Source organism: Nocardioides pini (assembly GCF_026712185.1).
Taxonomy (GTDB): domain Bacteria; phylum Actinomycetota; class Actinomycetes; order Propionibacteriales; family Nocardioidaceae; genus Nocardioides; species Nocardioides pini.
Genome location: NZ_JAPPUX010000001.1, coordinates 1,239,479 through 1,265,680, shown reverse-complemented (window position 1 = coordinate 1,265,680; position 26,202 = coordinate 1,239,479). Strand labels below are relative to the sequence as shown.

Genomic DNA, 26,202 nt, shown 5'->3' with positions numbered 1-26,202 from the left:
CCCAGCCTAGGGCCCGACCCAGTTTGACAATCGTTCTCAACCAGCGTGAGAATCGTTCTCATGTCGTCCGTCGCCCGGTCCCTTCCCGCCACCGCCGGCCTCGTCGCCGCGACCGTCCTCCTTGCCGGTTGCGCGGCGCTGGGTGACGACTCGTCCGGAAGTGGTCGCCGGGCAGTCGCGTCGTTCTACCCGTTGGCCTGGGTGACCGAGCGGGTGGCGGGCGACGGGTGGACCGTCGAGAACCTCACGCAGCCCGGCCAGGAGCCGCACGACCTCGACCTGAGCATCGCGCAGACGGCGTCGCTCGAGCAGGCCGACCTCGTGGTGCTCGAGGAGGGATTCCAGCCGGCGGTCGACGCCGCCGCCGAGAACACCGACGCCGCCGTCGTCGACGCGGCCGCGGTCGTCGACCTGATGCCGGCCACCGAGGACCCCCACGACCACGCGGACGAGGGCGAGGGCGAGCACGCGGAGGAGGACGGCCACGACCACGGCGACCTCGACCCGCACTTCTGGCTCGACCCCCTGCTCGTGGCCGACTTCGCCGACGCCGTCGCCGACGAGCTGGGCGAGGTCGACCCCGAGGGGGCACAGACGTACGCCGGCAACGCGGCCGACCTGCGCGCCGACCTGGAGGCCGTGGACGAGGAGTACACCAGCGGCCTCGCGTCGTGCGAGCGCTCGGCGACGGTGGTCAGCCACCAGGCGTTCGGCTACCTCAGCCGCTACGGGCTGGAGTTCGAGCCGATCGCCGGCCTCTCCCCCGACGCCGAGCCGACCGCGGCCGACCTCGCCCACCTCCAGGAGCTCATCACCGAGGACGGCGTGACGACCGTGTTCTCCGAGCGGCTGGTCAGCCCGAAGATGGCGGACACCCTCGCCGACGACCTGGGCGTGACCAGCGCGGTGCTCGACCCGATCGAGGGCCTCTCGGACGAGACCTCCGACGAGGACTACCTTTCCCTCATGCGCGAGAACCTGACCGCCCTCCAGCAGGCCAACGGTTGCTCGTGACGACGTCCGACCCGTCAGCACCCGTCGTCCTCGACCAGGTCTCCGTCCCGATCGGGGGCCGGCCGGTCCTGCGCGACGTCGACCTGACGGTCCGCAGCGGCGAGGTCGTGACGCTCCTGGGCCCCAACGGCTCGGGCAAGTCCACCCTCGTCCGGGCCGTCACCGGGCTCCTCCCCCACACCCGCGGCACCGTGCGGCTCTTCGGGACGCCGATCGAGCAGTTCCGCGACTGGCCACGGCTCGGCTTCGTACCGCAGCGCTCGTCGGCGGCCGGCGGCGTCCCGGCCACGGTGCGCGAGGTCGTCGCCTCGGGACGGGTCGGGCGCCGCAGGCTCCTGCGCCCGTCGGGCGCCGCGGACCGGGTGGCCGTGGAGTCCGCGCTCGAGGTCGTCGGCCTGGTGGACCGCGCGTCGTACGGCGTCTCCCAGCTCTCCGGCGGCCAGCAGCAGCGCGTGCTCATCGCCCGCGCGCTCGCGGGCGAGCCCGACCTGCTCGTCCTCGACGAGCCCACCGCGGGCGTCGACCTGCCCAACCAGCAGGCGCTCGCCGACGCGCTGGGCCGGCTCAAGGCCCGCGGCGCGACGATCCTGCTCGTCGCCCACGAGATCGGCCCGATGATGCCGCTCATCGACCGGTCGGTGGTGATGCGCGACGGCCGGGTGGCGTACGACGGGCCGCCGCTCACGCAGGAGGTCGCCTCGCACACGCACCACGCGCACGACCACCCCGCCGACGGACCCGGCAGCCACGACCACGTCCCGCACGTCGCCTCGCCCCTCGACTTCGAGCGGAGGAACCGGTCATGACCTTCTGGGACCTTTTCTCGCTCGGCTTCATGCAGCGCGCGCTGATCGCCGCGCTGCTCACCGGGCTCGCCGCGCCGGCGATCGGCACCTTCCTGGTGCAGCGACGCCTCGCGCTGCTGGGCGACGGCATCGGTCACGTCGCGGTCACCGGTGTCGCCATCGGCCTGCTGACCGGCACCTCGCCCACCTGGACGGCTGTCGTGGTGGCCGTGCTCGGCGCGGTGCTGATGGAGCTGATCCGCGAGCGCGGGCACACCAACGGCGACGTCGCGCTCGCCCTCCTCTTCTACGGGGGGCTGGCGGGCGGCGTCCTGATCACCGGCATCGCCGGCGAGGGTGCCGCGACGCTGCAGGCGTTCCTCTTCGGCTCGCTCAACGCCATCTCGGTCGGGGACGTGTGGTCGACCATCGTGCTGACCGTCGTCGTGCTGACCGTCACGCTCGGGCTGCTCCCCCAGCTCTTCGCCGTCGCCAGCGACCCCGACTTCGCGCGCGTCGCCGGCCTGCGCGTGCGGACCTACAACCTGCTCATCGCCGTCCTCGCCGCCGTCAGCATCACCGTCGCCATGCGCACCGTCGGGCTCCTGCTCGTGTCCGCGCTGATGGTGGTGCCGGTGGCCACCTCGCAGCAGGTCGCGCGGTCGTTCCGCACCACGCTGGCCGGGGCGATGCTGGTCGGCTGCGTGGCGGCCGTGGGCGGGCTCGTGCTGAGCGCCGCGCTGTCGTTCCGGGTCACCGTCGCGCCGGGACCGACGATCGTGCTGCTGGCGCTGGCGATGTTCACCGCCACCTGGCCGCTCGGGGTGTGGCTGCGCCGCCGCAGCCGGCTGATGGCCCCCTTCCCCGAGGTCACCGCGACGCCGCACCGCTCCACCGTCGAACACCCGCACGAGCACGGCGAGGCCTGCGGGCACCCGGCGGTCCCGCACGGGGACCACGTCGACTACGTCCACGACGGGCACCGGCACGCCGTACACGGAGAGCACTATGACGAGCACTGACCCCACGCCGCGGCCCGCGGTCCGCCCGACCCGCCAGCGCCGCGCGGTCGCCGCCGCCCTCGCGGGCTTCGACGACTTCCGCAGCGCGCAGGAGATCCACGACCTCATCTCCCAGCAGGGCGAGTCGGTCGGCCTCGCCACGGTCTACCGCACGCTGGCCACGCTCGCCGACGCCGGCGAGGTCGACATGCTGCGCAACGAGGACGGCGAGGCCATCTGGCGCAGCTGCTCCGACACGCACCACCACCACCTCGTGTGCCGCACGTGCGGGGCGACCGTCGAGGTCGAGGGACCGGCGGTCGAGCGGTGGACGAGCGCCATCGCGACCGAGCACGGCTACGCCGACATCAGCCACACGCTGGAGATCTTCGGGACCTGCCCGGCCTGTCGCTAGGTCTGCTGGGGCGTCTGGTTCGGCACGGCACCGCCGTAGCGGCGGTCGCGGCTGGCGTACGTCTCGATCGCGGACCAGAGGTGTCGACGGTCGACGTCGGGCCAGAGCACGTCGGTGAAGACCATCTCGCTGTACGCCGCCTGCCACAGCATGTAGTTGGACAGCCGCTGCTCGCCGGACGTGCGCCAGACCAGGTCGGCGTCCGGCAGCTCGGGGACGTAGAGGTGGCGGGCGAAGGTCTTCTCGTCGATCTTGTCCGGGTTCAGACGCCCGGCCGCGACCTCACGGCCGATGGCGCGGGCCGCGTCGGCCAGCTCGGCGCGCCCGCCGTAGTTGACGCACATCGTGAGGGTGAGGACGTCGTTGTCCTTCGTCATCTGCTCGGCGACCTGCAGCTCACGGATCACCGACTTCCAGAGCCGGGGGGCGCGTCCGGCCCAGCGCACCCGGACGCCCAGGTCGTGCATCTCGTCGCGACGGCGGCGGATCACGTCGCGGTTGAAGCCCATCAGGAAGCGCACCTCGTCGGGCGAGCGCGTCCAGTTCTCGGTGGAGAAGGCGTAGGCCGAGATCGCCTTGACGCCGATCTCGATCGCTCCCTCGACGACGTCGAAGAGGGTGTGCTCACCCTGCTCGTGGCCCTTCGTGCGGGGCAGCCCGCGCTGCTTGGCCCACCGCCCGTTGCCGTCCATGATGATCGCGACGTGCTCGGGCACGAGGTCGCGCGGGACCGGCGGCGGCGTCGCGCCGCTCGGGTGCGGGGTCGGCGGCTTCACCTGTCGCTTCACGGTGGACAGCGTAGGCGGGACGGGCGCCGTCGCGGTGACGGCGCCTGATGTCCCGGCCCTCACTCGGAGACGAAGGCCTCGAGGAGGGCGACGACGGCGACCACGGCCGGGAACGTCGTCAACGGGAGCCACAGCGTCGACCACGGCTCGCGACGGATGCCGGCGTAGAGGGCCGTCACCATCGCGACGAGGGAGCAGAACAGGCCGGCGAAGAGAGCCAGCACCACCGTCGCACCGACCCAGTTGTCGGAGACCGCGTCATCTCCCCCGACCACCCACGCCGTGGCGAAGAGCACCGCGCCGAGCGCGAGCACCATCAGGGACAGCGCCGCGAGCCGCCACGCCGTCCGTCCAGCCGACCGGCCGTCGCCACCGAGCCGGGTGCCGGGCACGTCCTCCATGACCCGAGCATTCCGGCGACTGGCGTGGCCGGGTAGGGCCGAAAGTCCACCGGCGGAGGCGGCGATTTCGCTGCCCGAGCGGTGTCGGTGGGCGTGGATACAATCGAACACATGATCGAGACGCTGGCAGGACGCGAAGCAGGTGGGGTCGAGGACCTCACCGCCGCGGATCTGCTGCGTGCGATCCGCTCCCGTCGCGTGGAGGAGGAGCGGGCGGCGGCCGACCAGCTGGTGCTCGCTGCTCGGTGGGCGGACCTGCACCCGCCGGAGTCGATCCACTCCGCGGCGGCCTTCACGGTGCCGGGTTCCGAGCACGAGGAGCCCATCGCCGGAGACGGTGCACCGTTGGTGGCGGAGTTCTGCCTCGCCGAGCTCGGCGGGGTCCTCGGGACCTCGACCACGGCGGCGAAGAAGCTCGTCGGGCATGCCCTCGAGCTGCGCCACCGGCTTCCGCGGTTGTGGGCCCTGGTTCAGACCGGGCGGGTGCCGGCCTGGCGGGCCCGCCTGGTGGCCGAGACGACCATCCACGCGACGCCCACGCTGACCCGGGATGCGGCGGCGTTCGTGGACGCGCAGGTGGCCGCCGTGGCCGGGAAGGTCGGGCCGGCGCAGCTCGACCGGCTTGTGGCCGAGGCGATCAAGCGGTTCGACCTCGCCGAAGCGGATCCGGCCGCGGACCCGGAGGACGGCTACCTGTCGGTCGACCCCCGCCACGTGACGATCCACGACGACGACGTGCACTTCGCCGGCACCATGCGGCTGGAGGCCCAGCTCGACATCGCCGACGCCGTCGACCTCGACCGGGCACTCGCCCACGGCGCCGCCACGTTGAAGGCCCTCGGCTCCCAGGCGCCACTCGGCGCGCGTCGCTCCGCAGCCCTCGGCGACCTCGCGAGGACGCAGACTGCCCTCGACCTCGCCGGCCTCGATGCGGATCGCGAGCACCTGCCGCCTGCGCGGGAGGTCGTCCTCCACGCCCACTTCGACGCCGGCTTCTCGGGCGACGCAACGGTGTTCGGTCCGACCGGTCGGATGGAGGAGGGTCAGCGGCTGGTCCTGCTGGAGCAGGTCAAGGACTGGTGCGCCGACTCCCGCACAAGGGTCACCATCAGGCCGGTCGTCGACCTCAACGCGGACCTGCACACCGACGCCTACGAGGTCCCCGACCGGATCAGCGAGCAGGTCATTCTTCGAGACCGCACCTGCGTGTTCCCGTGGTGCACCCGCCCCGCCCGTGGCTGCGACGTCGACCACGTGATCGAGTACGACCACGACGCCGCAGCCGAGGGACGTCCCCAACCCGGACCCACCGCCACCTGGAACCTCGCCTGCCTGTGCCGGTTCCACCACCGGTTGAAGACCCACACCGCCTGGACCTACCGCATGGTCGAGCCAGGCCGCTTCGAGTGGACCAGCCCACACGGCCATCGCTACCGACGCGACCGGACCGGCACCACCCCCATCGATCCTGCCGAGCCACCCGACCCAACTGCGATCCCACGCCCGCGCCGACCATGACCCCGCCCCACACCCCGCCATCCACCAGGTAGCGGGGCGACCGGCACGTCCAGGAGACCCGAGCAGACAGCGGCGAACACGGCGACCACCGGCTGCGCCCGCCCCGCGGAACGCGGCAGGTACGGATGCTGCGGGCTATGTTCCTTCGTGCACACGAGCCTGCGTCGTGCTTCCGGACCGGGAGGATGGGTGACGAGCGAATCGCCTGACTGGTTGCCGCTACTGCGCACGCACACCGAGCGATTCGGTGACGTTGCTCGGGATGGCGAGCTCGACGCACCGGTGCCTTCTTGTCCGGGTTGGTCATTGCGAGACCTTGTCGTGCACCTGGGTCGTGTTCATCAGTGGGCGGCTCATGCCGTGGTCGAGGGCAACCCGAACCTCCGTCCGGAACCGCCCGCCGACAAAGACCGCTCGGGTCTGACCGCGTGGTACCGCCGACATGCCTCGCACCTGGTCGACGTGCTGACCTCGACAGCGACGGACGCGCCCGCGTGGACCCTCGACGACCGAGACCACACCGCGCAGTTCTGGATGAGGCGTCAGGTTCACGAGACCGTGATGCATGCGTGGGACGCCGAGAATGCGCTGGGCCAGCCTCGTCCGATGGACCCCTCCCTGGCTTGGGATGGAGTCCTCGAGGTCCGGGACGTGATCTACCCACGGCAGGTCAGACTCGGGCGCGTTCAGCCCCTGCCACGCGCCGTCCGCTTGATCGGCACGGACGTCTCCGGGTACGCCGTCCTCGGCGACGGCGAGTCGATCGTGCTGCGAGACAAGGCGGAGACACTTCTGCGGTTGCTGTGGCATCGCGCGGATCCCCGCGTCCATGTGTCCGACCCACAAGCGCGCGGGCTCATGTCGGGTGCCTTGACCCCGTAGTCCTCGCCGTCCGCACAATGAAGCGAGCATGCATCGGTAGCGCCTCGATCGAGCCAGTCGGACGGCCGGAGATCCACGGACTGCGGCTCAGGACGACCGGTCCCGTTCGATCGCCGCCTGCAGCAGGGAGGGGTGCACGACGGTTCCGCACGTCGGGCAGGGTTCCTGGATCGCGTCGAGGTCCTGCAGCACTTCCGCGAGGTCCGGCCGCCCTCGCATGGCGGCGACCGACGCCAAGAGGTACCGCAGGTCTGCGTCGGTCCGGCAGGTCTCGAGGCGCTCGAGCGCCAGGGTCAGTCCCCGGCGCATCGCCGTCCTGAAGGCCGGTTCCAGGTCGCCCGGCACGTCCGAGGCGTAGGTGGCGACCAGTCCGAGGACGATGAGGTACTGATCGGCCGCGTCCGGACTCGCTGCGATGTCGACCAGGTAGGGGGCAGCGGCGTAGGCGGCGTCGTACGTCGTCTCCTCTGCGCAGATCTCCGGCCACATCTCCCGGAAGAGCTCGAGGTCCGACGGGTCGTCGCCGAGGTCCCGGAGCGCCTGCGGAACGGGGTACGCCCCGGGCCCCATCCGGGTCCACAGCCGGCTCCACCTCGGGCTGTCCAGGGGCAGCCGATCCGAGTCGTCGGTCATGCCAGCCATTCTGGGTGATGCGCCACCGGACACTCCGACGTCCTCGAGGCAGGCTCGTCGGTGGACCTGCGCTGTCGCGGGAGCTCGGCACGAAGGCCCTGCGCGAGCTGCCACAGGCCGATGACGAGGAACGCCATCGCCACGAGCGTCGCGGCGGGGTCGACGTCCCACGGGACGCTGCCGAGCAGGTGGGCCAGGAGGAGCAGCACCAGGCCGGTCAGGATCGCGTACCACCCGTCGCTCAGCACCCCGACCGTCATGAGACGCGAAGCTGCGGCACGGAGGGACCTCACGCGAGCAGGCTACCGAGGACCGGACGCCCCCGATGACTGCACTATGGTCTGCTCACCACACGCTCTCGGGGGAGAACAACATGCGACTCGGACAGATCAGCCTTGCCCGGATCCGCGCCGGCGTCCTGGTGACGGCGGTGCTGGCGCTGTGCGTCACGGTGCTGACCGGCCCTCCGGCCACGGCGGCGGAGCGCCGTCCGGACGGCTTGACCGGCTACGCCTTCGACGCCCGATGTGCGCCGACGCAGGAGCAGATGGACGCGTGGCTGACCTCGTCGCCGTTCTGGGGTGCCGGCATCTACATCGGCGGATCGATGGCGTCCTGCCGTCCCACGGCCGTCGACCCGGGTCAGCCGCACCTCGACGCCACGTGGGTGGCTCGGCAGCGCGCCAACGGGTGGCGGCTGCTGCCGATCTGGGTGGGGCCGCAGGCCGCGTGCCAGTCCCTGTACGCCGACCGGATCGACCCCGATCCCGCCGGGTCGTACGCCGCAGCCGACGCCCGCGGGCGCGCTGAGGCCGCAGCGGCCGTGGCCCGTGCTCGCGAGCTCGGCCTGCCAGCGGGAGGCACCCTCTGGTACGACCTCGAGGGCGGCTTCGACGTCGCGGACGAGGACTGCCGGCGATCCGCGCTGCGTTTCCTCAGCGGCTGGGCGCTGGCCCTCCACGACCTCGGCTACCGCTCCGGTGTCTACTCCAGCATCTCCGCCGGCATCCACGCGCTCGACAACGCCGACCACCTCTCGCCGGGCTCCTACGCGATGCCCGACCAGGTCTGGTACGCCTGGTACAACGGTCGCTCGGACGCCGACATCGACCCGCGCTGGGTGCGCTCCAGCAGCTGGACCGGGCAGCGCGTCCACCAGTACGAGGGGCACACGACCGCCTCGTACGGCGGTGTCGCGCTCACCATCGACCGCAACTTCATGGAGATCGACGGCGGCTCCCGGCCGCCCCGCTCGACCCGGGCCTGCGGGGGCACCCGCCTCGACTTCGGGACCTACCCGCGCCTGACGTCGGGCAGCCGGGGCGATCGCGTGAAGGCGCTGCAGTGCCTGCTCCGGAAGAACGCCCGCTACCGGGGACGGCTCGACGGCCGGTTCGACCGGGACGTGGTCAGGGCCGTGCGGTCCTTCCAGCGCCGCCACGACCTGCGCGTCACGCGCAAGGCCGACCCCTCGACCTGGATGGCGCTCTTCGCACGGGGTTCGGCGCCGCTGCTCAAGGTCGGCTCCGCCGGCGAGCCGGCCCTCCGCCTGCAGCGGACCCTGCGCGCCGCGGGCTACAGGTCGGTCGAGCCGTCCGGTGTCATCACCGACCGCACCGCGAAGGCCGTGCGCCGGCACCAGCAGCGCCTCGGCCTCGACCCGACAGGCGTCGTCACGGCCGACACCTGGGCAGCCCTGGAGCGCGGACTGCGCTGACGAGCGCCTGAGGCACCGTCACCGCTCGACGTACGCCATCGAGCGGAGGCCGCGCTCGAGGTGCCAGGCGAGGTAGGCCGAGACGAGGTTGCTGGCCTCGCGCAGGTGGCGCGGGTCGGCGGCGTGGACGACGGGCCAGTCACCGACGAGGAGCGCACCGAGCAGCCGGACGGTCTCCGCGGCGGGAGTGGCCGATCCCGGCAGCCGGTCGGAGGCGCACAGGACGCCACCGGCCGACGGGTTGAAGAAGCGGTGAGGGCCCTCGACCCCGCACTGCACGCAGTGGTCGAACGACGGCGCGTAGCCCGCGACGGACAGGGAGCGCAGCAGGTAGGAGTCGAGGACCTGCTTGGCCGGGTGCTCGGCACCGGCCATGGCCCGCAGGCCGCCGACGAGCAGCAGGAACTGCTGGACCGCCGGCTCCTTCTCCTCGGTGACCAGGCGCTCGGCGGTCTCGAGCATCACCGTGCCGGCGGTGTAGCGGTCGTAGTCGAGGCCGAGCCGCGCGTGGAACGGGTCGAGCGTCTCGGCCTGGGTGATCACGTCGAGGCTGCGCCCCTCCGCGAGCTGGAGGTCGACGTGGGTGAACGGCTCGAGGCGCGAGCCCCAGCGCGACGTCGTACGCCGCACCCCCTTGGCGACCGCGCGCACGCGCCCGTGCTGACGCGTCAGCAGGGTGATGATGCGGTCGGCCTCGCCCAGCTTGTGGGTGCGGAGCACGACGGCCTCGTCGCGGTACAGGGGCACGGGACCATTCTCCCCCACCGGGCCCGTGCGGGCCGGGACGGGCGGGGTGCGGCGTCAGGGTTTCCGGGTGCGGGCCTTCGCGGTCGCCTTCGTCGGCTTCGCCACCTTCGTCGTGGCGGGGTGCTCGTGCCAGCACCCGATCGCGAAGTCCGCGGCCGCGGCGGTCAACCGCTCCGGGCGGAACCGCCATTCCAGGATCGAGGTGGCCCGCTCGAACCGGACGTTCGGCAGCTCCTCGGCGAGCATGTCGGCGTCGACGAAGGGGTGGATCGGGTCGATCGGGTGGCCGACGAGGAAGACCGGCGCCTGGATGCGACGACGCTGGCTGCGCGACGGGGCGAGGCGGCCGAAGATCACGCCGTGCAGCACGGACGCGATCGAGTCGGCGCGGTGGTCGACGGTGTCGAGGCAGATGCCGGCCCAGAACGGGACGATCCCGCGGGGCACGGAGCGCGCGAGGCGCTGCAGCGTGTTGGCCGTGACCGGCACGTAGCGCGCGGCGAGCATGATCGGCACGAACGCGAGGATCCCGGCGACCAGCGCGTTGTTGAGCACCGGCATCTCGACGAGCAGGCCCTTGACCCGCTCGGGCGCGATGACCGCCACCTCCAGCGAGACGTTGGCGCCCAGCGACGTCCCGCCGATGACGGCCTGCTCCGCGCCGAGGTGGTCGAGCAGCGCGACGACCTGCTCCCCGAACGACGTCATCGAGTAGACCAGTGGGTCGGCCGGCTGGTCGGAGCGGCCGTGGCCCAGCAGGTCGAGCGTCACCACGTGCAGGCCCTGCGCGGCCATCGCCCGGGCGAGCGGTTGCTGCATCCGGCGCGGCATCAGCAGGCCGTGCAGCAGCACCACCCAGTCGTCACCCGAGCCGTACTCGGTGTACTCCAGCCGGTCGCGTCCGCCGTCCGACTCGACGAAGAACTGGCCGATCCGCTCGCTGACCAACATGGACCGAATGTAGCGCCGCCCGCGCTCAGGCGCGGTTGACCGCGCTGATGACCGCCTTCAGCGAGGCGGTGACGATGTTGGCGTCGAGACCCACGCCCCACAGCACCTTGTCGCCGACGGCGCACTCGACGTACGCCGCTGCGATCGCGTCGCCTCCCGACGACAGTGCGTGCTCGTGGTAGTCGAGGACCCGTACGTCGTGGCCGACGGCGGCGATCGCGTCGACGAACGCCGCGATCGGGCCGTTGCCCTCGCCGGTGAGCTCGCGGCGCTCGCCGTCGACGTAGACGCCGACGGTGAGCTGGTCCTTCTCACCCGCCGCGCTGGAGGTGTGGACCGAGTTGAGCTTCAGCGGGGTCTCGCGGTCGAGGTACTCGGAGCGGAAGACCGACCAGATCTCCTCGGGGGTGATCTCGCCGCCCTCGCTGTCGGTGCGCTGCTGCACGACGCGGCTGAACTCGATCTGCGCGCGACGCGGCAGGTCGAGCTTGTGCTCGGACTTGAGGACGTAGGCCACGCCGCCCTTGCCGGACTGGCTGTTGACCCGGATGACCGCCTCGTAGGTGCGGCCGACGTCCTTGGGGTCGATCGGCAGGTAGGGCGCCTCCCAGGGGAGCTCCCCCACGTCGACGCCGAGCGCGGCGGCCTTCCTGTCGAGGTCCTCCAGGCCCTTCTTGATGGCGTCCTGGTGGGAACCGGAGAAGGCGGTGTAGACGAGGTCGCCCGCGTAGGGATGGCGCGGGTGGACCGGGAGGTTGGTGCAGTACTCGACGGTGCGACGCACCTCGTCGATGTCGCCGAAGTCGACCTGCGGATCGATGCCCTGGCTGAACAGGTTCATGCCCAGGGTGACCAGGTCGACGTTGCCCGTGCGCTCGCCGTGGCCGAACAGGCAGCCCTCGACGCGGTCGGCCCCGGCCATCAGCGCCAGCTCCGTGGCGGCGACCGCGGTGCCGCGGTCGTTGTGCGGGTGGAGGCTGATCGCCGAGTGCTCACGGCGCGTCAGGCCGCGCCCGAAGTACTCGATCTGGTCGGCGTAGGTGTTGGGCGTCGACATCTCGACGGTGGCGGGCAGGTTGAGGATGATCTCGCGACCGGCCTCGGGCTGCCACACGTCGGAGACGGCCTCGCACACGCTGAGCGCGAAGTCGGTGTCGGACTGGGTGAAGATCTCGGGGCTGTACTGGTAGCCGAAGTCCTCGCTGCCGACGAGGCCGCCGAGCCGCTCCTCGGCGTACTTCATCACCATCTCGGTGCCGCGCACCGCGATGTTGCGGCACTCGTCGGGGGTCACGTTGAAGACGACGCGCTGGAAGAGCGGGGCTGTGGCGTTGTAGAGGTGGACGGTCGCGCGGGGAGCGCCGACGAGCGAGTCGACGGTCCGCTCGATGAGGTCCTCCCGGGCCTGCGTCAGCACCGAGATCTGTACGTCGTCGGGGATGCGGTCCTCGTCGATGAGCTTGCGCACGAAGTCGAAGTCGGTCTGGCTCGCGCTGGGGAAGCCGACCTCGATCTCCTTGTAGCCCATCGAGACCAGCAGCTCGAACATCGTGAGCTTGCGGGCGGGCGTCATCGGGTCGATGAGCGCCTGGTTGCCGTCACGGAGGTCGGTGGACAGCCAGCGCGGCGCCTTCTCGACCTTCCTGGTCGGCCACGTCCGGTCCGGCACGTCGACGGGCACGAACGGCGTGTAGCGGGCGAACGGCATGGGGCTCGCGCCCTGCTGGTTGGCGGTGTTGCTCAGGTTGGTCATGAGGTCCTGCTCTCCTGCTGCTCGATCGAGACGGGGCGACCGGCACGCGCCACACTCCGCAACGAGGGGGCCGGGTCAGGCCTCGCTGCGGCGGCGAAGGAGAAGGAGGCTGCGCATCATGACCGGACCAGCGTAGCCCTCCCCCGTCGCACGCGCGCGCCGTCTCCCGCGTCGTGAGACGCCTACGCCCGCCCGCGGCCGGCCCACGCCACCGCGGTCATGTCGAAGGGACCCTCGCCGAGGTCGCGGCGCAGGGTCCGCTCGAGCTCCTGCCTGCGGTCGGGGTCGAGCGAGGCGACGACCTCGCCCGCCGGGCCGACGCCGTGCAGGTAGGGCTGCCACCACTCCTCGAAGGTCGGGTGGGTGACGGTGACCGGCAGCTCGACCACCTCGACGTCGCGCAGGGCAGCCCCCTCCATGATCGAGCGGAGGCTCTCGCGCGAGCCGCCCTGGAAGTCCCGCTCGTCCGGCTGCTGCGGGGACACCTCGGCCATGGCGGTCCACAGCGGGGCCATCGGCGCGCGCGAGCCGGCGAGGTCCCACACCGTGGCGCCGACCCAGCCGTCGTCCCGGGTCACCCGCCTCATCTCCGACATGCCGGCGACGGGATCGGTCATGAAGTGCACGACGAGGCACGCGGCGGCGACGTCGTAGGAGTCGTCGTCCCACGGCAGCGACTCGGCGGAGCCCCGACGGACGTCGACCTCGGGGAAGCGGGTGCGGCAGGTCTCCACGAACGGCGCCGACGGGTCGATCGCGGACACGTGGTCCGCGCCCAGTCGGTCGACCAGCGGCGCGGTGAGCGCCCCGGGCCCGCAGCCGACGTCCAGCGCCCGCTGCCCGGCGCGCACCTCGAGGAGGTCGACGAAGTGCGCCGCGAGCGGCTGGGAGTAGCGACCCATGAACCGGTCGTACGCCTCACCCGCCACCTCGAAGCTCACGCATCGACGGTACGCCGCCCGCGGGGCCGTGAGTAGCCTCGGCACCGTGCCGCGCCTGCTCATCGTCCACCACTCGCCCACGCCCTCGGTGGCCGCCCTGACCGACGCCGTCGTCGCCGGAGCCTCGGACGACGCGATCACGGGTGTCGACGTGGTCGTCCGGCCGGCGCTGGAGGCCGACGCGGACGACGTCCTGGCCGCCGACGGCTACGTGCTCGGGACCCCTGCGAACTTCGGCTACATGAGCGGGGCACTCAAGCACTTCTTCGACTCCATCTTCCTCCAGGCCGGGGGCGCGCTCACCGACGACGGCTCGGCCGCGACGGTGGAGGGCGGACGGAAGCCGTTCGGGCTCTACGTGCACGGGCGCTACGACACGACGGGCGCGGTGCGCTCCGTCCAGTCGATCGTGGGTGCGCTCGGCTGGCGGCAGAGCGCGCCGGTCCTCGAGGTGCTGGGTGACGTGGGCGCGGCGGAGCGCGGGTCGGCGTACGAGCTGGGCGGGACCCTCGCGGCCCTGGTGATGGGATGAGGCGGCTCCTCGCGGCCCTGGCCACGGCCGTCGTGCTGTCGGCCTGCACCGCGCCGGTCGACCTGCCGTCGGACGACCGGGCACCGTCGCCGTCGTCGACCTCCACCCCGAGCGAGACCGCGACGCCGGACCCGGGGCCGCGGCCCGAGGTCGGCGAGTGCCACGCGTTGTCGATGCGCCAGGCGGTCGCCGTGGTGGGCCGCACCGCGCCGGTCGCGTGCCGGCGGCCGCACACGGCGCAGACCTACTTCGTGGGTCGGCTCGACCTCACGACGACGTCGGGCTTCACCCGGCGCGTGGACTCGCGGGCGGCCCAGCGGCAGATGAGCCGCGCGTGCACCGCCCGGCTCCCCCGGCACCTCGGGCGGACGCCGCGCGAGCTGAGGCTGAGCATGGTGCGGGCCGTCTGGTTCAGCCCGAGCCCGGCGCGCGCTGAGGCCGGAGCCGACTGGTTCCGCTGCGACATCGTGGCCGTGGCCTCGCCCGGCACGCTGCTGCGGCTGCCGCGGCGGACGAAGGGCTGGGACGGTCCGGCGATGTGCGCCACCGCGGCGCCCGGCACCCGCGGGTTCCGGCGGGTGACGTGCGGCGCGAAGCACGCCTGGCGGGCCGTGGCGACCGTCGACATCCCCGGTCGCAGGCTGCCCGCCCGCGACGCGGTGGCCGCGCGGATGGACCCGGTGTGCCGCGACGTCGCGGCGGCCGCCACGAACGACCCGCTCGACTTCAGCTGGTCGCAGGAGAGCCCCACACGCGAGCAGTGGGACGCGGGCCAGCGCTACGGCATCTGCTGGGTGCCCGACTGAGGCGTCCGTCAGGCGCGAGCCTCGACCGGCACGGGGACGGGGCGGGTGGAGCCCATCAGGCCCTCCTTCCGCGCCACCAGCGCGGCCAGGCCGATCGTCGCGAACGCCGCGACCACGTTGATCGTCAGCATGGAGACGCTCTTCACCAGGACGAACGTCTCCAGCGTCTGTGACTGCAGCAGCCAGAGCGTCATGCCCGCCTTGGCGAACCCGAGGACCGCCCACAGCGCGGTCAGGTGGCGGAACAGGCGGCGGACCCGCGGACGCACGGCGAGCTCGTGGTCCATCGGGTAGAAGTCGCCGGCCAGACGGGCCACCATCGGCCGCGCGCTCGCGAGCGAGAGCAGGAAGAGCGTGGCGACGACGCCGTCGCTGATCACCGGCTGCAGGAAGTAGAGCCAGGTGCTGTCGGCCACGACCGACAGGGCGGTCCGGCCGGTGAGCAGGACCGCGGTCAGCACCAGCAGCCCCGACGTACGACGCCGGGTCAGCGCGCGCCAGGCGATGGCGCCGTACGACCAGACGAGCGCACCCCCGATCGCGGCCCACACGCCGGCCAGCGCGAACGTGCCGTAGAAGACGGCTGCGGGGACCACCACCGCGACCAGCAGGCTCAGCGACACGCGCCGGAGCACCGTGAGGAGGGTCGGGCGGTGGGGTGCGTGGAACGTCAAGGTCGTCGGTCCTGCCAGGTGGTCGATCGCGGAGGAGTGACGCTCGTGGATCGACGCCTGTCGGTTTGTCCTCGACCTCCTCACCATACGCCGACGCGCCCCGGCGGCGGCAAGGACGAGGGAAGGGGCGTCAGAAACCGAGCTTGCGGAGCTGGCGCGGGTCGCGCTGCCAGTCCTTGGCGATCTTGACCTGGAGGTCGAGGTAGACCGGCGTGCCGAGCAGCGCCTCGATCTGCTTGCGGGCGGCCGTGCCGACCGAGCGCAGGCGCGAGCCCTTGTGGCCGATCATGATCCCCTTCTGCGAGTCGCGCTCGACGTAGAGGTTGGCCACGATGTCGAGCAGCGGCTTGTCGTCGGGACGCCCCTCGCGCAGCCCCATCTCCTCGACCACCACGGCGATGGAGTGCGGCAGCTCGTCGCGCACCCCCTCGAGGGCCGCTTCGCGGATGAGGTCGGCGGCCAGCGCCTCCTCGGGCGCGTCGGTCAGGTCGCCGTCGGGGTAGAGCGGCGGCCCCTCCGGCAGCAGCCCGACGAGCAGGTCGGCGAGCAGGTCGACCTGGTCGCCCGCGACGGCGGACACCGGCACGATCTCGGCCCACTCCGTGCTGGTCTCCTCGCCGAGGGCAGCGATGTCCATCAGGTGGGTCGCCAGCTGCTCGGGGGTGACCAGGTCGGTCTTGGTGGCGACCGCGATGCGCACCGTGCGCCGCACCTTGGCGAGCTCGGTGACGATGAACCGGTCACCGGGCCCGATCTTCTCGTTGGCCGGGAAGCACACGGCGACCACGTCGACCTCGGCCCACGTGGTGCGCACGAGGTCGTTGAGCCGCTCCCCCAGCAGCGTGCGGGGACGGTGCAGGCCGGGGGTGTCGACCAGGATCAGCTGGGCGTCGTCGCGGTGGACGATGCCGCGCACCACGTTGCGCGTGGTCTGGGGCTTGGACGACGTGATCACGATCTTCTGTCCCACGAGCGCGTTGGTCAGCGTCGACTTGCCCGCGTTGGGGCGACCGACGAAGGACGCGAACCCGCTGCGGTAGCCCTCCGGCGCCTCGTAGAACGCGCCCGCCGGCGCGACCCCGGACAGGTCGAAGTCGTCGTCCAGCTCGTCGTCCAGCTCGGCGTCCGACCCGTCCAGCTCGTCGTCGTGGTCACCCATCGCTCGTCTCCCTGGCTGCGTCGTAGTCGGCCCAGATCTGCTCGTCAGTCTTGCCTGCCGCCTTGCCCGCGCGCCAGACCGGGCCGGGGTCGACCGCGCGGGGCTGGCGGGCGGCGGTGGCGCGCCAGTAGCCCATGACGTCGTAGTGGCTGGTCGGCAGGCCGACCTCACGCATCAGGTGCTTGCGGATCGCGCGCATCTGGGCGGACTCGCCGGCCATCCAGAAGTAGCCCTCGCCCTCGGGCCACTCGATGCCCTCGACCACCTCGGCGAGCGCGCTCTGGCCGGGTGCCGGCGGGGTCAGCCAGGTGACGTCCGTGCCGGCGGGGAGGTAGCCGGACAGGTCGTCGGGCACCTCCGCGATGACGTACGTCGGCAGGTCGGGCCGGGTCTCGGCGATGCGGGCCATCGCGGGCATGGCCGTCAGGTCGCCGACGAGCAACAGCCAGCGCGCCCCCTCGGGCGGGGCGAACGAGGCCTTGGGCTCGGTGATCGTGACCGTGTCGCCGACGCAGTCGCGCGTCGCCCACTCGGTGACCAGGCCGACGTCGTGGACCACGACGTCGAGGGTGAGCTCTCCCCCGCTGAGGGACCGCACGGTGTAGTAGCGGCTCTGGAACTGCCCGGGCACCACGAGGCCGACCCACTCGTCGGGGATCCCGGTCGAGGTGAAGCCGTCCAGGTCGCCCAGCACGAGCCGGACGAGGTGGTCCGAGAGCGGTTCGCGGCGACGTACGGTCGCCTGGAACTGGGCTGCACGGGTGCTCACCCGAGGAGGTTATCGGTGGCTCACCAGTGGGGGCGCATCGGGAAGTCGGAGCGGCCGTCGTCGTGGTTGCGGGTCGCGAGCACCTGGTGGAGCTCGACCTCGTCGCGCTCGAAGCCGATGCGCGAGCCGGCGATGTAGAGGCCCCAGACCCGGGCCGTTCCCTCGCCGACCTCCGCCACGCACTCGTCCCAGTGCTCGACGAGGTTGCGGTTCCAGTCGCGCAGGGTGGCGGCGTAGTGGAGGCGCAGGTTCTCGCTGTGCTGCACCTCGAGGTCCTGGTCCTGCGCGGCGCTGATGATGGTGCCGGAGCCGATCAGCTCCCCGTCGGGGAAGACGTAGCGGTCGATGAAGTGCCCGGTCTCCTGCCGGCGGTTGTGACGCCGGGTGATGGAGTGGTTGAGCAGCCGGCCGCCGGGCTTGAGCCGGTCGCGGAGGTGGCGGAAGTACGCCGGGTAGTTGCGCACGCCGATGTGCTCGGTGAGACCGATGGAGCTGACCGCGTCGAAGCCGGTGTCGACGACGTCGCGGTAGTCGAGGTGGCGCACCTCGGCGAGGTCGCCGAGGCCCTCGCGGTCGATCGCCTCCTTGGCCCACTGCGCCTGCTCCAGCGACAGCGTCACGCCGAGCGCCCGGACGCCGTACTCCCGGGCCGCGTGCCGCACCATCGTCCCCCAGCCGCAGCCCACGTCGAGCAGCCGCTGGCCCGGCTGCAAGTCGAGCTTGCGGCAGACCAGGTCGAACTTCGCCGCCTGCGCCTCCTCGAGCGACGCCTCGGGGGTCTCATAGAGGGCGCACGTGTAGGCCATCGAGGGGCCGAGCACCATCTCGTAGAACCTGTTGGACACGTCGTAGTGGTGCGAGATCACCTCGGCGTCGCGGGTCATGGAGTGACGCAGCCCCTCGACCGCCCGGCGCCAGCGCGGGAGGTGCTCCTGCGGCGGCGGGGCCGGTGGCCGCAGGTGTGCCAGGCCGAGGCTGCGGGCGATGTGCACCGCCTCCGACGGCGCCGGCACGCGGAACTTCGTGTGGTCCTTGAGGAGCACGAGCGCGTCGTAGGGATCGCCGGGGTGGACGCCCGACAGCGTGAGGTCGCCGGCGACGTAGGCCCGCACCATGCCGAGGTCGCCCGGTGCCGTCATCAGGTAGGCGAGCCCGCGCTCGTTGCGCAGCTGCAGCCCGACGTCCGCGGTCGGCGGGCCGGCGCTGGAGCCGTCGTACGCCGTGAAGTGCAGCGGCAGCCCGCCCCTCACCAGCCGGTCCATCGCGTCACCGATCGTGAGGCGCGTCGGGGCGCGTCGCGAGCCGGGGTCCGTGTGAAGGGTCATCGTCGTTGCACCACCTTGTCGTAGAGGGACGTCAGTCGGTCGTCGGGATCGTGGGCGGCCTTGACGGCGGCGAGGTGGTCACCGCCGTAGAGGCGGTCGAACTCGGCCGGCGCGTAGAAGGCCTCCGAGTAGAGGCTCTTGTGGCCGCCGAGCTCGGAGACCTTCGCCTCGATCGCCCGGTTGCGCGGGGACGTGGGGGCGTCGGGGCCGACGTTGACGATGCCCCAGAAGCCCACGTTGACGTAGGTCGTCGCCGCGCTGAGCGGGTAGCCGGGCCAGGGCCGGTCGCCGGAGCCGTCCCCGCTGCGGCGCAACCGGAGGGGGCACAGCCACACCGGCCGCATGCCGACCTCCCGGTCGAACCAGGACAGGAACTCCGAGAGCCGCTCGACGGGGACCTCGACGTCCTGCACGACCCGCTCCCCCTGGGGCCGACCGGCACGCCGGTCCAGCCGGTCGGCGATGCCGAACCGGCGGTCGAGGGCGACGAGCTTCCAGTAGACGTCGGAGCGCCGCAGGCGGCGCGGCCACACCCGCCGGACCAGTGGGTGCTGCGCGCCGAACGCGCGCGAGCACCAGAACCAGTCGGTGTCCCAGCGCCAGAGGTAGTCGTGGACAGTGAGCCGGTCGGTCGTGCGCCGTCGGATCGACTGGTAGAACACCTGCTGGCCGGCGTAGTCGCTGGTCGGGCCCGGTTCGTCGGTCCAGCGGGCGAGTGTGAGGTAGAGCTCGCCCGGGGTGAAGGCGACGCCGTCGACCGCGTCGACGCGCTCGCCCTGCCACGCCCGGTCCTCGACGATGCGGGAGACGGCGTCGGCCAGGGCCCGGGCGTCGGCGAACGGCACGTGTCGCAGGGCGACGTACGACGGCACCTGCTCGAGCTCGATCCGCAGGCGGGTCGCGTAGCCGAGGGAGCCGTAGGAGTTGGGGAAGGCGTCGAAGAGCTCGTCACCCGGCTTGGTCGTGACGATCTCGCCGGCACCGGTGAGCACGTCCATCTCGAGCACCGACTCGTGCGGCAGGCCGCTGCGGAAGCTCGTCGACTCGATGCCCAGGCCGCTGACCGCCCCTCCCAGCGTGATCGTCCGGAGCTGCGGGACGACCAGCGGGATCCGGCCGTGCGCGAGGGTCACCTCGACGAGGTCCTCGTAGGTGCACATCCCCTGCACCTCGGCCACGTCGCCGTCGACCTCGACGACACCCGTCAGCCCGGAGACGTCGAGCCCCGCCTCCGAGGCCGAGCGACCACGGAACAGGTTGCTGGTGCGCTTGGCCAGCCGCACCGGCGCACCCGGCGGCAGGGCGGCGTAGGACTCCCTGAGCCTCGCCTCCCCGGCAGCATGCTGCTCTCGACCGACCGTCGTGCGCACGCCTCCACGCTAGCGATCTGGGACCGCTCGCGCGAGCATGTTGCGGTCCGACCGGCCTTCAGGTGGCGAGCGAACGGGCGATCGCGCCCCGCGCGTCGCCGAGGTGCACCGGCACCCCGGCACCGGCGAAGTCGCGCACGGAGTCGAGGTCGGGCTCGTCGTCGGCCAGCACGACCGCCGCCTCCAGGCCGGCCGAGGCGGACGACACGGCCATGGCGACGCACACGTCGAGCGCCGACAGCTCGAGGTGCGCGAGGCGCACGCTCGCGGCGGCGTAGGTGCGGCCGTCGAGGTCGCGCACCGCGGCGCCCTCGTCGGCCCCGGCCCGCGCCCGGGTCGCGCGGGCGAGGGTGACCAGCTTGGCGTCCTCGGCGCTGAGGTCGACGGCGTCGTTGCTCATGCCCGAACCCTAGTCAGCGGCCGGTGGAGCCGATCGGGGTGTCGTCGTCCGCGGCGTCCGCGCCCGGCGCCAGGACCGTGACCAGCACGGTCTCGATCTTGTTGCGCCGTCCGGTGGCGCGCTCGGCCTCGAGGCGCAGGCCGTGGCACTCCACGACCGAGCCGGGCAGCGGGACCTTGCCGAGGTGCTTGGCCATCAGCCCGCCGACGCTGTCGACGTCGTCGTCCTCCACGTCGAAGCCGACCAGCTCGTCGAGGTCGTCGACCGGGTAGCGGGAGGACACCCGGATCGCGCCGCCGTCGAGGTGCTCGACCTCGACCTCCTCGGCGTCGTACTCGTCGGTGATCTCGCCGACGATCTCCTCCAGGACGTCCTCGATCGTGATCAGCCCGGCGGTGCCGCCGTACTCGTCGACGACCACGGCGATGTGCTGGCGACGGGCCTGCAGCTCGGTGAGCAGCGCGTCGACGGGCTTGGAGTCGGGCACGTAGTGCACCGGCCGCATCACCTCGTCGACGCGCTGGGTGAACTCGACGTCGGGCGCCTCGAAGTCGCGGCGGACGAGGTCCTTGAGGTAGGCCATGCCGACGATGTCGTCGAGGTTCTCGCCGATGACCGGGATGCGGGAGTAGCCGCTGCGCAGGAAGAGCGACAGCGTCTGGCGGATGTTCTTGTGGCGCTCGATGTAGACGACGTCGGGTCGCGGGACCATCACCTCGCGGGTGATGGTGTCGCCGAGCTCGAAGACCGAGTGGATCATCCTGCGCTCGCCGGACTCGATGATGGCACCGGCCTCGGCGAGGTCGACGAGCTCGCGCAGCTCGGTCTCGGTCGAGAAGGGGCCCTCGCTGAAGCCCTTGCCGGGCGTGATCGCGTTGCCCAGCAGGATCAGCAGCGCCGGGATCGGGCCGAGGATCGTCGTCACGAAGGACAGCGGGCCCGCCGACGCCAGCGCCACCCGTACGTCGTGCTGGCGGCCGATGGTGCGCGGCGCGACGCCGATGACGACGAACGACACGACCAGCATCACGCCGACCGTGGTGAGGAACGTCGGGACGGGCGAGCCCTGGTAGGCGTCGCGCGCCCACGTCGCGACCAGCACGATCGCGCTGATCTCGCACAGCAGGCGCATCAGCAGCGCGGTGTTGAGGTAGCGCGCGGGGTCGTCGAGCAGCCTGACCAGGCGGGCCGCGCCGGCCCGCCCCTCGGCCTTGAGCTCCTCCGCGCGGGCGCGGGAGAAGCCGCCCAGGGCGGCGTCGGCGGCCGAGAAGAGCCCGGCGAGGACGACCAGCAGAGCGGCCGTGCCGAGCTGCCAGATGTCAGCGGTCATGTCAGGCGGGCTCGGCCGACGCGCGCCACTTCTCCAGCAGCTCGTCCTGCAACCCGAACATCACCGCGTGCTCCTCGGGCTCGGCGTGGTCGTAGCCGAGGAGGTGGAGGATGCCGTGGACGGTCAGCAGGTCGATCTCGGCCTCGCGTCCGTGTCCGGCCTCCACGCCCTGCCGCTCGGCCACCGCCGGGGACAGCACCAGGTCGCCGAGGACGCCCTCCTCGGGCTCCTCGTTGACCTTGCCCGGGCGCAGCTCGTCCATCGGGAAGGCGAGCACGTCGGTCGGGCCCTCCTTCTCCATCCACTGGCCGTTGAGCTGGGCGATGGTGTCCTCGTCGACCGCCTTGATGCACAGCTCGGCCTGCGGGTGCACGCGCATCTGCTCCATCACGAAGCGCGCCAGCCGGGAGAGGCGGCGTACGTCGAACTCGAGGCCCGACTCGTTGAGGACCTCGATGCTCATCGCTGGCTCCGCGGCCCGGTGGTGCTCTTGGGTCCGGACTTCGGCCTCGACCTCGACCCGGACTCCTCCTGGGCGTCGAAGACCTCGTAGGCCTCCACGATGCGACCGACGAGGCGGTGGCGCACGACGTCGGTGCCGGTGAGGCGGCAGAAGGTGATGTCGTCGACGCCGTCGAGGATGCCCTCCACGACGCGCAGGCCCGACTTCGTGCCGGAGGGCAGGTCGACCTGGCTGGTGTCGCCGGTGACGACGATGCGCGAGCCGAAGCCGAGGCGGGTCAGGAACATCTTCATCTGCTCGGGCGTGGTGTTCTGCGCCTCGTCGAGGATGATGAACGAGTCGTTCAGCGACCGGCCGCGCAGGAACGCCAGCGGGGCGACCTCGATGGTTCCGGCGGCGAGCAGCTTGGGGATCGTCTCGGGGTCGACCATGTCGTGCAGCGCGTCGTAGAGCGGGCGCAGGTAGGGGTCGATCTTCTCGCTGAGCGTGCCGGGGAGGAACCCGAGCCGCTCCCCCGCCTCGACGGCCGGACGGCTGAGGATGATCCGGTTGACCTCCTTGGCCTGTAGGGCCTGCACGGCCTTGGCCATCGCCAGGTAGGTCTTGCCGGTGCCGGCCGGGCCGATGCCGAAGGTGATCGTGCTCTTGTCGATCGACTCGACGTAGCGCTTCTGGTTGAGGGTCTTGGGCCGGATCGTGCGACCGCGGTTGGACAGGATGTTGAGGCTCAGCACGTCGGCCGGGCGCTCCTGCGTCTCGGTGCGCAGCATCTGGATGATCCGCTCGACCGTCTCGCCGGTCACGCCCTGGCCGGTGCGCACCAGCGTCACGATCTCGTCGAGCAGGCGCTCGGCGGTGGCCACCTCGGCCGACTCGCCGGCCAGCGTGATGCGGTTGCCACGGACGTGGACGGTGGCGTCGAAGGACCGCTCGATCAGCCGGAGGTGCTCGTCCCCCGGGCCCAGGACCGAGACCATGTCGATGCTGTTGGGGACGACCACGGTGTGGGTCGGTCGCTCCTGGGGGGAGCCTGGCTGGTTCGTCGCAGTCATGGATGCCCGTCTGGGCGGCCTTCCGGGTCGGTGGCAGAGCCCCACCATGCTACCGAGCGGTCGGCGTCAGGCCCACCTGGACACCGGTGGGCCCGACGGCGGGCGGGCCGGCGTGGAGCTAGGGCCGGGTCACCTGCAGCATCCCGAGGCACATCTCGTCGGTGGTTCCCTCGCCCCACACGACGTAGCGGTCCGGCTGCCCCTCGAAGGCGGGCAGCTTGTCACGGAGCCACTGGACGTGGCGGCAGGTGACCTTGACCTGCTCGAACGGCTCGAGGTGGATCGGGTCGATGGGGCGGCTGCCCTGGTCGTCGAAGTCCCAGACGGGGATGTCGAGGATGGTGCGCGCCTGCGGGGTGCCCGGGTTGACCTCGATCTTCAGCGAGCGGCCCAGCAGGTGCATGTGCCCGGCGACGCCGTGGATGGTGATCGGGTCGGCGAGGGTGCGCACGCACGACTGCACCTCACCGGCGCGCGGCTCGCCGCCGCACAGGAAGTAGAGGAGGTCGGCGGTGTTGCCCTCGGCACCGAAGCGCTCCTTGACGTCGGCGAGCGCCGCGTCGCGGTCGCACAGCTCCCCGCCGGAGTGCTTCGGCCGGCACGGCAGCTCGACCGGCGCCGGGAGCAGCATCGTGCTGAGCGCCTGGTAGTCGCGCTTGCCGGGCGCGAGGCGCAGCTGCGCGGCGGAGGTGTCGGGCTGCTGCCCGGCGAGCAGGTTGTAGTGGACCTGCATCACGATCCGGCTGCCCTTGCGCAGGCGGATGCCGAAGCCCGGCTTGGTGACCGACTCCTCGCCACCCGGCGCCCAGGCGCCGATCCACGAGGACCGGTCGACGTTCTGGAAGCGGTCGAGCCCGGTGCCGCCGAAGCAGGTCCAGCCCTCGTCGTCCTCGGCCGCGTCCTTGGCCTCGGCCGCGGCGACCTGCCGGGGCGGGACCTGGAACAGGATGACGTGGTGCACGACGTCGGGGTTGCCGGGCAGCACCTGCGTGCCGGTGAGCCAGGCGTCCCGGTCGAGCTGGGGGTCGAGGAGGAAGCACCGGTAGTCGTCGGTGCCGGTGCCGTAGGGCGCGGACGGCGTGTACGCACCCTCCATGGCGATGGTCGTACGCGTCTCGCCGGCGCGCAGCGGACGCGACCTCGCCGGCTCCGCGTAGTGGCCGCTGTGGCCGGCCTGCCCCGCCTCGTCGGCGTCGGCGGTGGACGGGCTCGTCGGGGAGTCCGCGGGCTGGGTGGCCGTCTGGTCGGCCCGCCCGGCGCCGTCGTCGCCGCTGCAGGCGGACAGGGCGAGGAGGCCGGCGGCGAGCAGGGCCGCGAGTGCGGGACGGGTGCGGGACGCGCGGCGGGACATGGCGCTCAGACCAGCCTCTCGGACAGGTGCGCGGAGCCGCCGAGCACGTGGACGTGGGTGTGGAACACCGTCTGGCCGACGCCGGCGCCGGTGTTGACGACGAGCCGGTAGTCGGCGTTGCCGGAGTCGCGGGCGACCTCGTCGGCCAGGACGACGAGGTGGCCGATGCTGGCCGGGTCGGCGGCCGCGGAGGCGGCGGCGTTGTCGTGGTGCTCCACCGGGATCACCAGCGCGTGGAACGGCGCCTGCGGGTTGAGGTCCTTGATCGAGAGGGCGTGGTCGCTGCGGCCGAGCACGTCTGCCGGGACCTCGCCGGCGACGATCTTGCAGAAGATGCAGTCGGGGGCCGTCTCGCTCATGGCGCCAGCCTAGGCTCTGGCGGCGCGGCGTGGGACCGGAAACGACCGCCGCGCGTCCCACTACCGTGACGCGCATGACCTTCCCCACCACCGCTCGACCGGCCCGCCCGCACGCCGTACGACGCTGGGCGGGCGCCGCGGCGGTCGTCGTGGCGAGCAGCCTGGCCCTCGCCGGGTGCAGCGACGACCCGGCGCCGGTGTCCGACGACACGGGCACGGCGACCGAGGACCCGCAGCCCGACGAGCAGGCGTCCGGGGAGGAGTCGTCCCCGGCGACGCCGGCCGAGCCACCCGCCGGGTCGGGGTCGCCGTCGGAGCCGGCGGCGTCCGGCACCGCGGTCCCGGTCTACTTCGCCGGAGACGGCCCGGGCGGGCGCACCGTGCTGTTCCGCGAGTTCCAGCGCGTCGAGGGCGACCCGTTGACCGAGGCCGCCCGGCTCGTGGCCTCCGGCCAGCCCGTCGACCCGGACTACCGCACCCTCTGGCCGGGAGTGGAGATCGCCTCGGTGCAGGCGACCGACGGCGTGCTGCTGGTCGAGATCCCCTCCGACGGGTTCACCGACCGGCCCGACGGGATGTCGAGGCGCGACGCCAGGCTCGCCCTCCAGCAGCTCGTCTACACGCTGCAGGGCGTGCAGCAGGAACGGGTGCCGGTGCAGGTGCAGCGCGAGGGCGGGGCGCCGCTCTTTGGGCTACCGACGGACGCGCCCTACGAGGCGGCCGGTGCGCTGCGCACCCTCAACCTCGTCAACATCACCTCGCCCGCCGAGGGCGACACCGTCACCGGGGACGCCCTGGAGATCACCGGCGTCGCGAACTCCTTCGAGGCGTCGGGACCGTGCTGGATCCTCCGCGGCGAGGAGGAGCTCGTCGGCGGTGGCTACCAGGCCGAGGCGTGGATGGGCAACAAGCTCTTCCCCTTCGAGGCCTCGCTCCCCCTCGACGGGATCACCGGTGAGGTCACCGTGCGCTGCGAGACCGACGACCCCTCCGGCGGCACCGAGGGCCCCGGACCGGCCGTCGACACCAAGACGATCACGGTGGAGTGAGTCGTCAACCAGATCGC

29 protein-coding genes are annotated in these 26,202 nt (G+C 72.3%); 10 read left to right on the top strand and 19 right to left on the bottom strand.

The genetic code is table 11. The annotated features are described in order from the left end of the window. Window positions 1-60: 60 nt before the first annotated feature. Genes NYO98_RS06180 through NYO98_RS06165 form a run of 4 tightly spaced genes read left to right on the top strand, consistent with a single transcriptional unit; the run spans window position 61 to window position 3,215 of the window. Window positions 61-1,014: a metal ABC transporter substrate-binding protein gene (locus tag NYO98_RS06180; protein ID WP_268110648.1), complete on the top strand. Its 954-nt coding sequence runs from the start codon at window positions 61-63 to the stop codon at window positions 1,012-1,014. Further along, window positions 1,011-1,820, top strand: coding sequence for a metal ABC transporter ATP-binding protein (locus NYO98_RS06175; protein ID WP_268110647.1), 810 nt, complete (start codon window positions 1,011-1,013; stop codon window positions 1,818-1,820). The genes NYO98_RS06180 and NYO98_RS06175 overlap by 4 nt, the downstream gene beginning before the upstream one ends. Next, a complete protein-coding gene (locus NYO98_RS06170) occupies window positions 1,817-2,821 on the top strand; it encodes a metal ABC transporter permease (RefSeq protein ID WP_268110646.1) in 1,005 nt (334 codons plus the stop codon). The genes NYO98_RS06175 and NYO98_RS06170 overlap by 4 nt, the downstream gene beginning before the upstream one ends. Beyond that, the gene (locus NYO98_RS06165) at window positions 2,808-3,215 is read left to right on the top strand and encodes a Fur family transcriptional regulator (protein ID WP_268110645.1); all 408 of its coding nucleotides are present in this window, start codon (window positions 2,808-2,810) and stop codon (window positions 3,213-3,215) included. The genes NYO98_RS06170 and NYO98_RS06165 overlap by 14 nt, the downstream gene beginning before the upstream one ends. Here NYO98_RS06165 and NYO98_RS06160 read toward each other — a convergent pair. After that, window positions 3,212-4,003: an isoprenyl transferase gene (locus NYO98_RS06160; protein ID WP_268110644.1), complete on the bottom strand. Its 792-nt coding sequence runs from the start codon at window positions 4,001-4,003 to the stop codon at window positions 3,212-3,214. The two genes, NYO98_RS06165 and NYO98_RS06160, sit on opposite strands and share 4 nt — an antisense overlap. A 59-nt stretch (window positions 4,004-4,062) precedes the next feature. Further along, window positions 4,063-4,404, bottom strand: a complete 342-nt coding sequence (locus NYO98_RS06155) for a hypothetical protein (protein WP_268110643.1) — start codon at window positions 4,402-4,404, stop codon at window positions 4,063-4,065. 111 nt (window positions 4,405-4,515) lie between these two features. On the opposite strand from NYO98_RS06155, the gene NYO98_RS06150 reads away from it, so the two are divergent. After that, window positions 4,516-5,922 carry an HNH endonuclease signature motif containing protein gene (locus tag NYO98_RS06150; protein ID WP_268110642.1) on the top strand — a complete coding sequence of 469 codons (1,407 nt, stop codon included), beginning with the start codon at window positions 4,516-4,518 and terminating at the stop codon, window positions 5,920-5,922. 189 nt (window positions 5,923-6,111) lie between these two features. After that, window positions 6,112-6,804 carry a maleylpyruvate isomerase family mycothiol-dependent enzyme gene (locus NYO98_RS06145; protein WP_268110641.1) on the top strand — a complete coding sequence of 231 codons (693 nt, stop codon included), beginning with the start codon at window positions 6,112-6,114 and terminating at the stop codon, window positions 6,802-6,804. Between the two features lie 87 nt (window positions 6,805-6,891). On the opposite strand, the gene NYO98_RS06140 is transcribed toward NYO98_RS06145, so the two are convergent. Beyond that, window positions 6,892-7,437 (bottom strand): hypothetical protein, encoded by a 546-nt coding sequence (locus tag NYO98_RS06140; protein ID WP_268110640.1) that lies wholly within the window; start codon window positions 7,435-7,437, stop codon window positions 6,892-6,894. Further along, window positions 7,434-7,730: a hypothetical protein gene (locus NYO98_RS06135; RefSeq protein ID WP_268110639.1), complete on the bottom strand. Its 297-nt coding sequence runs from the start codon at window positions 7,728-7,730 to the stop codon at window positions 7,434-7,436. The genes NYO98_RS06140 and NYO98_RS06135 overlap by 4 nt, the downstream gene beginning before the upstream one ends. An 80-nt stretch (window positions 7,731-7,810) precedes the next feature. Here NYO98_RS06135 and NYO98_RS06130 point away from each other — a divergent pair, with 80 nt between their 5' ends. Continuing rightward, window positions 7,811-9,154, top strand: a complete 1,344-nt coding sequence (locus tag NYO98_RS06130) for a glycoside hydrolase domain-containing protein (RefSeq protein WP_268110637.1) — start codon at window positions 7,811-7,813, stop codon at window positions 9,152-9,154. A gap of 18 nt (window positions 9,155-9,172) precedes the next feature. Here NYO98_RS06130 and recO read toward each other — a convergent pair whose 3' ends face one another. From recO to NYO98_RS06110, 4 genes are all read right to left on the bottom strand, one after another. Next, a complete protein-coding gene (gene recO, locus NYO98_RS06125; protein ID WP_268110636.1) occupies window positions 9,173-9,901 on the bottom strand; it encodes a DNA repair protein RecO in 729 nt (242 codons plus the stop codon). A gap of 54 nt (window positions 9,902-9,955) precedes the next feature. Further along, a complete protein-coding gene (locus tag NYO98_RS06120; protein ID WP_268110635.1) occupies window positions 9,956-10,852 on the bottom strand; it encodes an alpha/beta fold hydrolase in 897 nt (298 codons plus the stop codon). A gap of 25 nt (window positions 10,853-10,877) precedes the next feature. Next, a complete protein-coding gene (gene leuA / locus NYO98_RS06115) occupies window positions 10,878-12,605 on the bottom strand; it encodes a 2-isopropylmalate synthase (protein ID WP_268110634.1) in 1,728 nt (575 codons plus the stop codon). Between the two features lie 182 nt (window positions 12,606-12,787). After that, the gene (locus NYO98_RS06110) at window positions 12,788-13,546 is read right to left on the bottom strand and encodes a class I SAM-dependent methyltransferase (RefSeq protein WP_268110632.1); all 759 of its coding nucleotides are present in this window, start codon (window positions 13,544-13,546) and stop codon (window positions 12,788-12,790) included. A 46-nt stretch (window positions 13,547-13,592) separates the two neighbouring features. On the opposite strand from NYO98_RS06110, the gene NYO98_RS06105 reads away from it, so the two are divergent. Together NYO98_RS06105 and NYO98_RS06100 are read left to right on the top strand one after the other, a co-directional pair. Then, complete coding sequence (locus tag NYO98_RS06105; RefSeq protein WP_268110631.1) at window positions 13,593-14,078, top strand: NAD(P)H-dependent oxidoreductase; 486 nt, start codon at window positions 13,593-13,595, stop codon at window positions 14,076-14,078. Continuing rightward, window positions 14,075-14,884, top strand: a complete 810-nt coding sequence (locus tag NYO98_RS06100; RefSeq protein ID WP_268110630.1) for a septum formation family protein — start codon at window positions 14,075-14,077, stop codon at window positions 14,882-14,884. Before NYO98_RS06105 ends, NYO98_RS06100 begins: the two co-directional genes overlap by 4 nt. A gap of 8 nt (window positions 14,885-14,892) precedes the next feature. Here the strand turns inward: NYO98_RS06100 and NYO98_RS06095 are convergent, their stop codons facing one another. The 11 genes from NYO98_RS06095 to NYO98_RS06045 all read right to left on the bottom strand — a co-directional run bounded on the left by NYO98_RS06095 (window position 14,893) and on the right by NYO98_RS06045 (window position 25,136). Further along, window positions 14,893-15,558, bottom strand: a complete 666-nt coding sequence (locus tag NYO98_RS06095; RefSeq protein WP_268110629.1) for a VC0807 family protein — start codon at window positions 15,556-15,558, stop codon at window positions 14,893-14,895. Between the two features lie 130 nt (window positions 15,559-15,688). Continuing rightward, entirely contained in the window at window positions 15,689-16,717 is a 1,029-nt protein-coding gene (gene era, locus NYO98_RS06090; RefSeq protein ID WP_268110628.1) for a GTPase Era, read from the bottom strand. After that, window positions 16,710-17,486 carry a siderophore-interacting protein gene (locus NYO98_RS06085; RefSeq protein ID WP_268110627.1) on the bottom strand — a complete coding sequence of 259 codons (777 nt, stop codon included), beginning with the start codon at window positions 17,484-17,486 and terminating at the stop codon, window positions 16,710-16,712. The genes era and NYO98_RS06085 overlap by 8 nt, the downstream gene beginning before the upstream one ends. 20 nt (window positions 17,487-17,506) lie before the next feature. Further along, window positions 17,507-18,811 carry a class I SAM-dependent methyltransferase gene (locus NYO98_RS06080; protein WP_268110626.1) on the bottom strand — a complete coding sequence of 435 codons (1,305 nt, stop codon included), beginning with the start codon at window positions 18,809-18,811 and terminating at the stop codon, window positions 17,507-17,509. Further along, on the bottom strand, window positions 18,808-20,181 hold the full coding sequence (locus NYO98_RS06075) for an FAD-binding oxidoreductase (protein WP_268110624.1): 1,374 nt from the start codon (window positions 20,179-20,181) through the stop codon (window positions 18,808-18,810). The genes NYO98_RS06080 and NYO98_RS06075 overlap by 4 nt, the downstream gene beginning before the upstream one ends. A gap of 58 nt (window positions 20,182-20,239) precedes the next feature. Continuing rightward, window positions 20,240-20,581 (bottom strand): cytidine deaminase, encoded by a 342-nt coding sequence (locus tag NYO98_RS06070; RefSeq protein ID WP_268110623.1) that lies wholly within the window; start codon window positions 20,579-20,581, stop codon window positions 20,240-20,242. A 13-nt stretch (window positions 20,582-20,594) separates the two neighbouring features. After that, on the bottom strand, window positions 20,595-21,911 hold the full coding sequence (locus NYO98_RS06065; protein WP_268110622.1) for a hemolysin family protein: 1,317 nt from the start codon (window positions 21,909-21,911) through the stop codon (window positions 20,595-20,597). A 1-nt stretch (window position 21,912) separates the two neighbouring features. Next, a complete protein-coding gene (gene ybeY, locus NYO98_RS06060) occupies window positions 21,913-22,374 on the bottom strand; it encodes an rRNA maturation RNase YbeY (RefSeq protein ID WP_268110621.1) in 462 nt (153 codons plus the stop codon). Then, a complete protein-coding gene (locus tag NYO98_RS06055; RefSeq protein ID WP_268110620.1) occupies window positions 22,371-23,426 on the bottom strand; it encodes a PhoH family protein in 1,056 nt (351 codons plus the stop codon). The genes ybeY and NYO98_RS06055 overlap by 4 nt, the downstream gene beginning before the upstream one ends. 118 nt (window positions 23,427-23,544) lie before the next feature. Then, entirely contained in the window at window positions 23,545-24,777 is a 1,233-nt protein-coding gene (locus tag NYO98_RS06050; protein ID WP_268110619.1) for a hypothetical protein, read from the bottom strand. Between the two features lie 5 nt (window positions 24,778-24,782). Continuing rightward, window positions 24,783-25,136: an HIT domain-containing protein gene (locus NYO98_RS06045; protein ID WP_268110618.1), complete on the bottom strand. Its 354-nt coding sequence runs from the start codon at window positions 25,134-25,136 to the stop codon at window positions 24,783-24,785. 74 nt (window positions 25,137-25,210) lie between these two features. Between NYO98_RS06045 and NYO98_RS06040 the strand changes: the two genes are divergently transcribed. After that, window positions 25,211-26,185 carry a Gmad2 immunoglobulin-like domain-containing protein gene (locus NYO98_RS06040; protein WP_268110617.1) on the top strand — a complete coding sequence of 325 codons (975 nt, stop codon included), beginning with the start codon at window positions 25,211-25,213 and terminating at the stop codon, window positions 26,183-26,185. Window positions 26,186-26,202 lie beyond the last annotated feature (17 nt).

Excerpts from the sequence above, each read along its gene's own strand:
- NYO98_RS06180 (WP_268110648.1), top strand. The coding sequence starts at position 61 with ATGTCGTCCGTCGCCCGGTCCCTTCCCGCCACCGCCGGCCTCGTCGCC.
- NYO98_RS06170 (WP_268110646.1), top strand. The coding sequence starts at position 1,817 with ATGACCTTCTGGGACCTTTTCTCGCTCGGCTTCATGCAGCGCGCGCTG.
- NYO98_RS06165 (WP_268110645.1), top strand. The coding sequence starts at position 2,808 with ATGACGAGCACTGACCCCACGCCGCGGCCCGCGGTCCGCCCGACCCGC.
- NYO98_RS06155 (WP_268110643.1), bottom strand. The coding sequence starts at position 4,404 with ATGGAGGACGTGCCCGGCACCCGGCTCGGTGGCGACGGCCGGTCGGCT.
- NYO98_RS06150 (WP_268110642.1), top strand. The coding sequence starts at position 4,516 with ATGATCGAGACGCTGGCAGGACGCGAAGCAGGTGGGGTCGAGGACCTC.
- NYO98_RS06140 (WP_268110640.1), bottom strand. The coding sequence starts at position 7,437 with ATGACCGACGACTCGGATCGGCTGCCCCTGGACAGCCCGAGGTGGAGC.
- NYO98_RS06130 (WP_268110637.1), top strand. The coding sequence starts at position 7,811 with ATGCGACTCGGACAGATCAGCCTTGCCCGGATCCGCGCCGGCGTCCTG.
- NYO98_RS06120 (WP_268110635.1), bottom strand. The coding sequence starts at position 10,852 with ATGTTGGTCAGCGAGCGGATCGGCCAGTTCTTCGTCGAGTCGGACGGC.
- leuA (WP_268110634.1), bottom strand. The coding sequence starts at position 12,605 with ATGACCAACCTGAGCAACACCGCCAACCAGCAGGGCGCGAGCCCCATG.
- NYO98_RS06100 (WP_268110630.1), top strand. The coding sequence starts at position 14,075 with ATGAGGCGGCTCCTCGCGGCCCTGGCCACGGCCGTCGTGCTGTCGGCC.
- era (WP_268110628.1), bottom strand. The coding sequence starts at position 16,717 with ATGGGTGACCACGACGACGAGCTGGACGGGTCGGACGCCGAGCTGGAC.
- NYO98_RS06080 (WP_268110626.1), bottom strand. The coding sequence starts at position 18,811 with ATGACCCTTCACACGGACCCCGGCTCGCGACGCGCCCCGACGCGCCTC.
- NYO98_RS06070 (WP_268110623.1), bottom strand. The coding sequence starts at position 20,581 with ATGAGCAACGACGCCGTCGACCTCAGCGCCGAGGACGCCAAGCTGGTC.
- NYO98_RS06065 (WP_268110622.1), bottom strand. The coding sequence starts at position 21,911 with ATGACCGCTGACATCTGGCAGCTCGGCACGGCCGCTCTGCTGGTCGTC.
- ybeY (WP_268110621.1), bottom strand. The coding sequence starts at position 22,374 with ATGAGCATCGAGGTCCTCAACGAGTCGGGCCTCGAGTTCGACGTACGC.
- NYO98_RS06055 (WP_268110620.1), bottom strand. The coding sequence starts at position 23,426 with ATGACTGCGACGAACCAGCCAGGCTCCCCCCAGGAGCGACCGACCCAC.
- NYO98_RS06050 (WP_268110619.1), bottom strand. The coding sequence starts at position 24,777 with ATGTCCCGCCGCGCGTCCCGCACCCGTCCCGCACTCGCGGCCCTGCTC.
- NYO98_RS06045 (WP_268110618.1), bottom strand. The coding sequence starts at position 25,136 with ATGAGCGAGACGGCCCCCGACTGCATCTTCTGCAAGATCGTCGCCGGC.
- NYO98_RS06040 (WP_268110617.1), top strand. The coding sequence starts at position 25,211 with ATGACCTTCCCCACCACCGCTCGACCGGCCCGCCCGCACGCCGTACGA.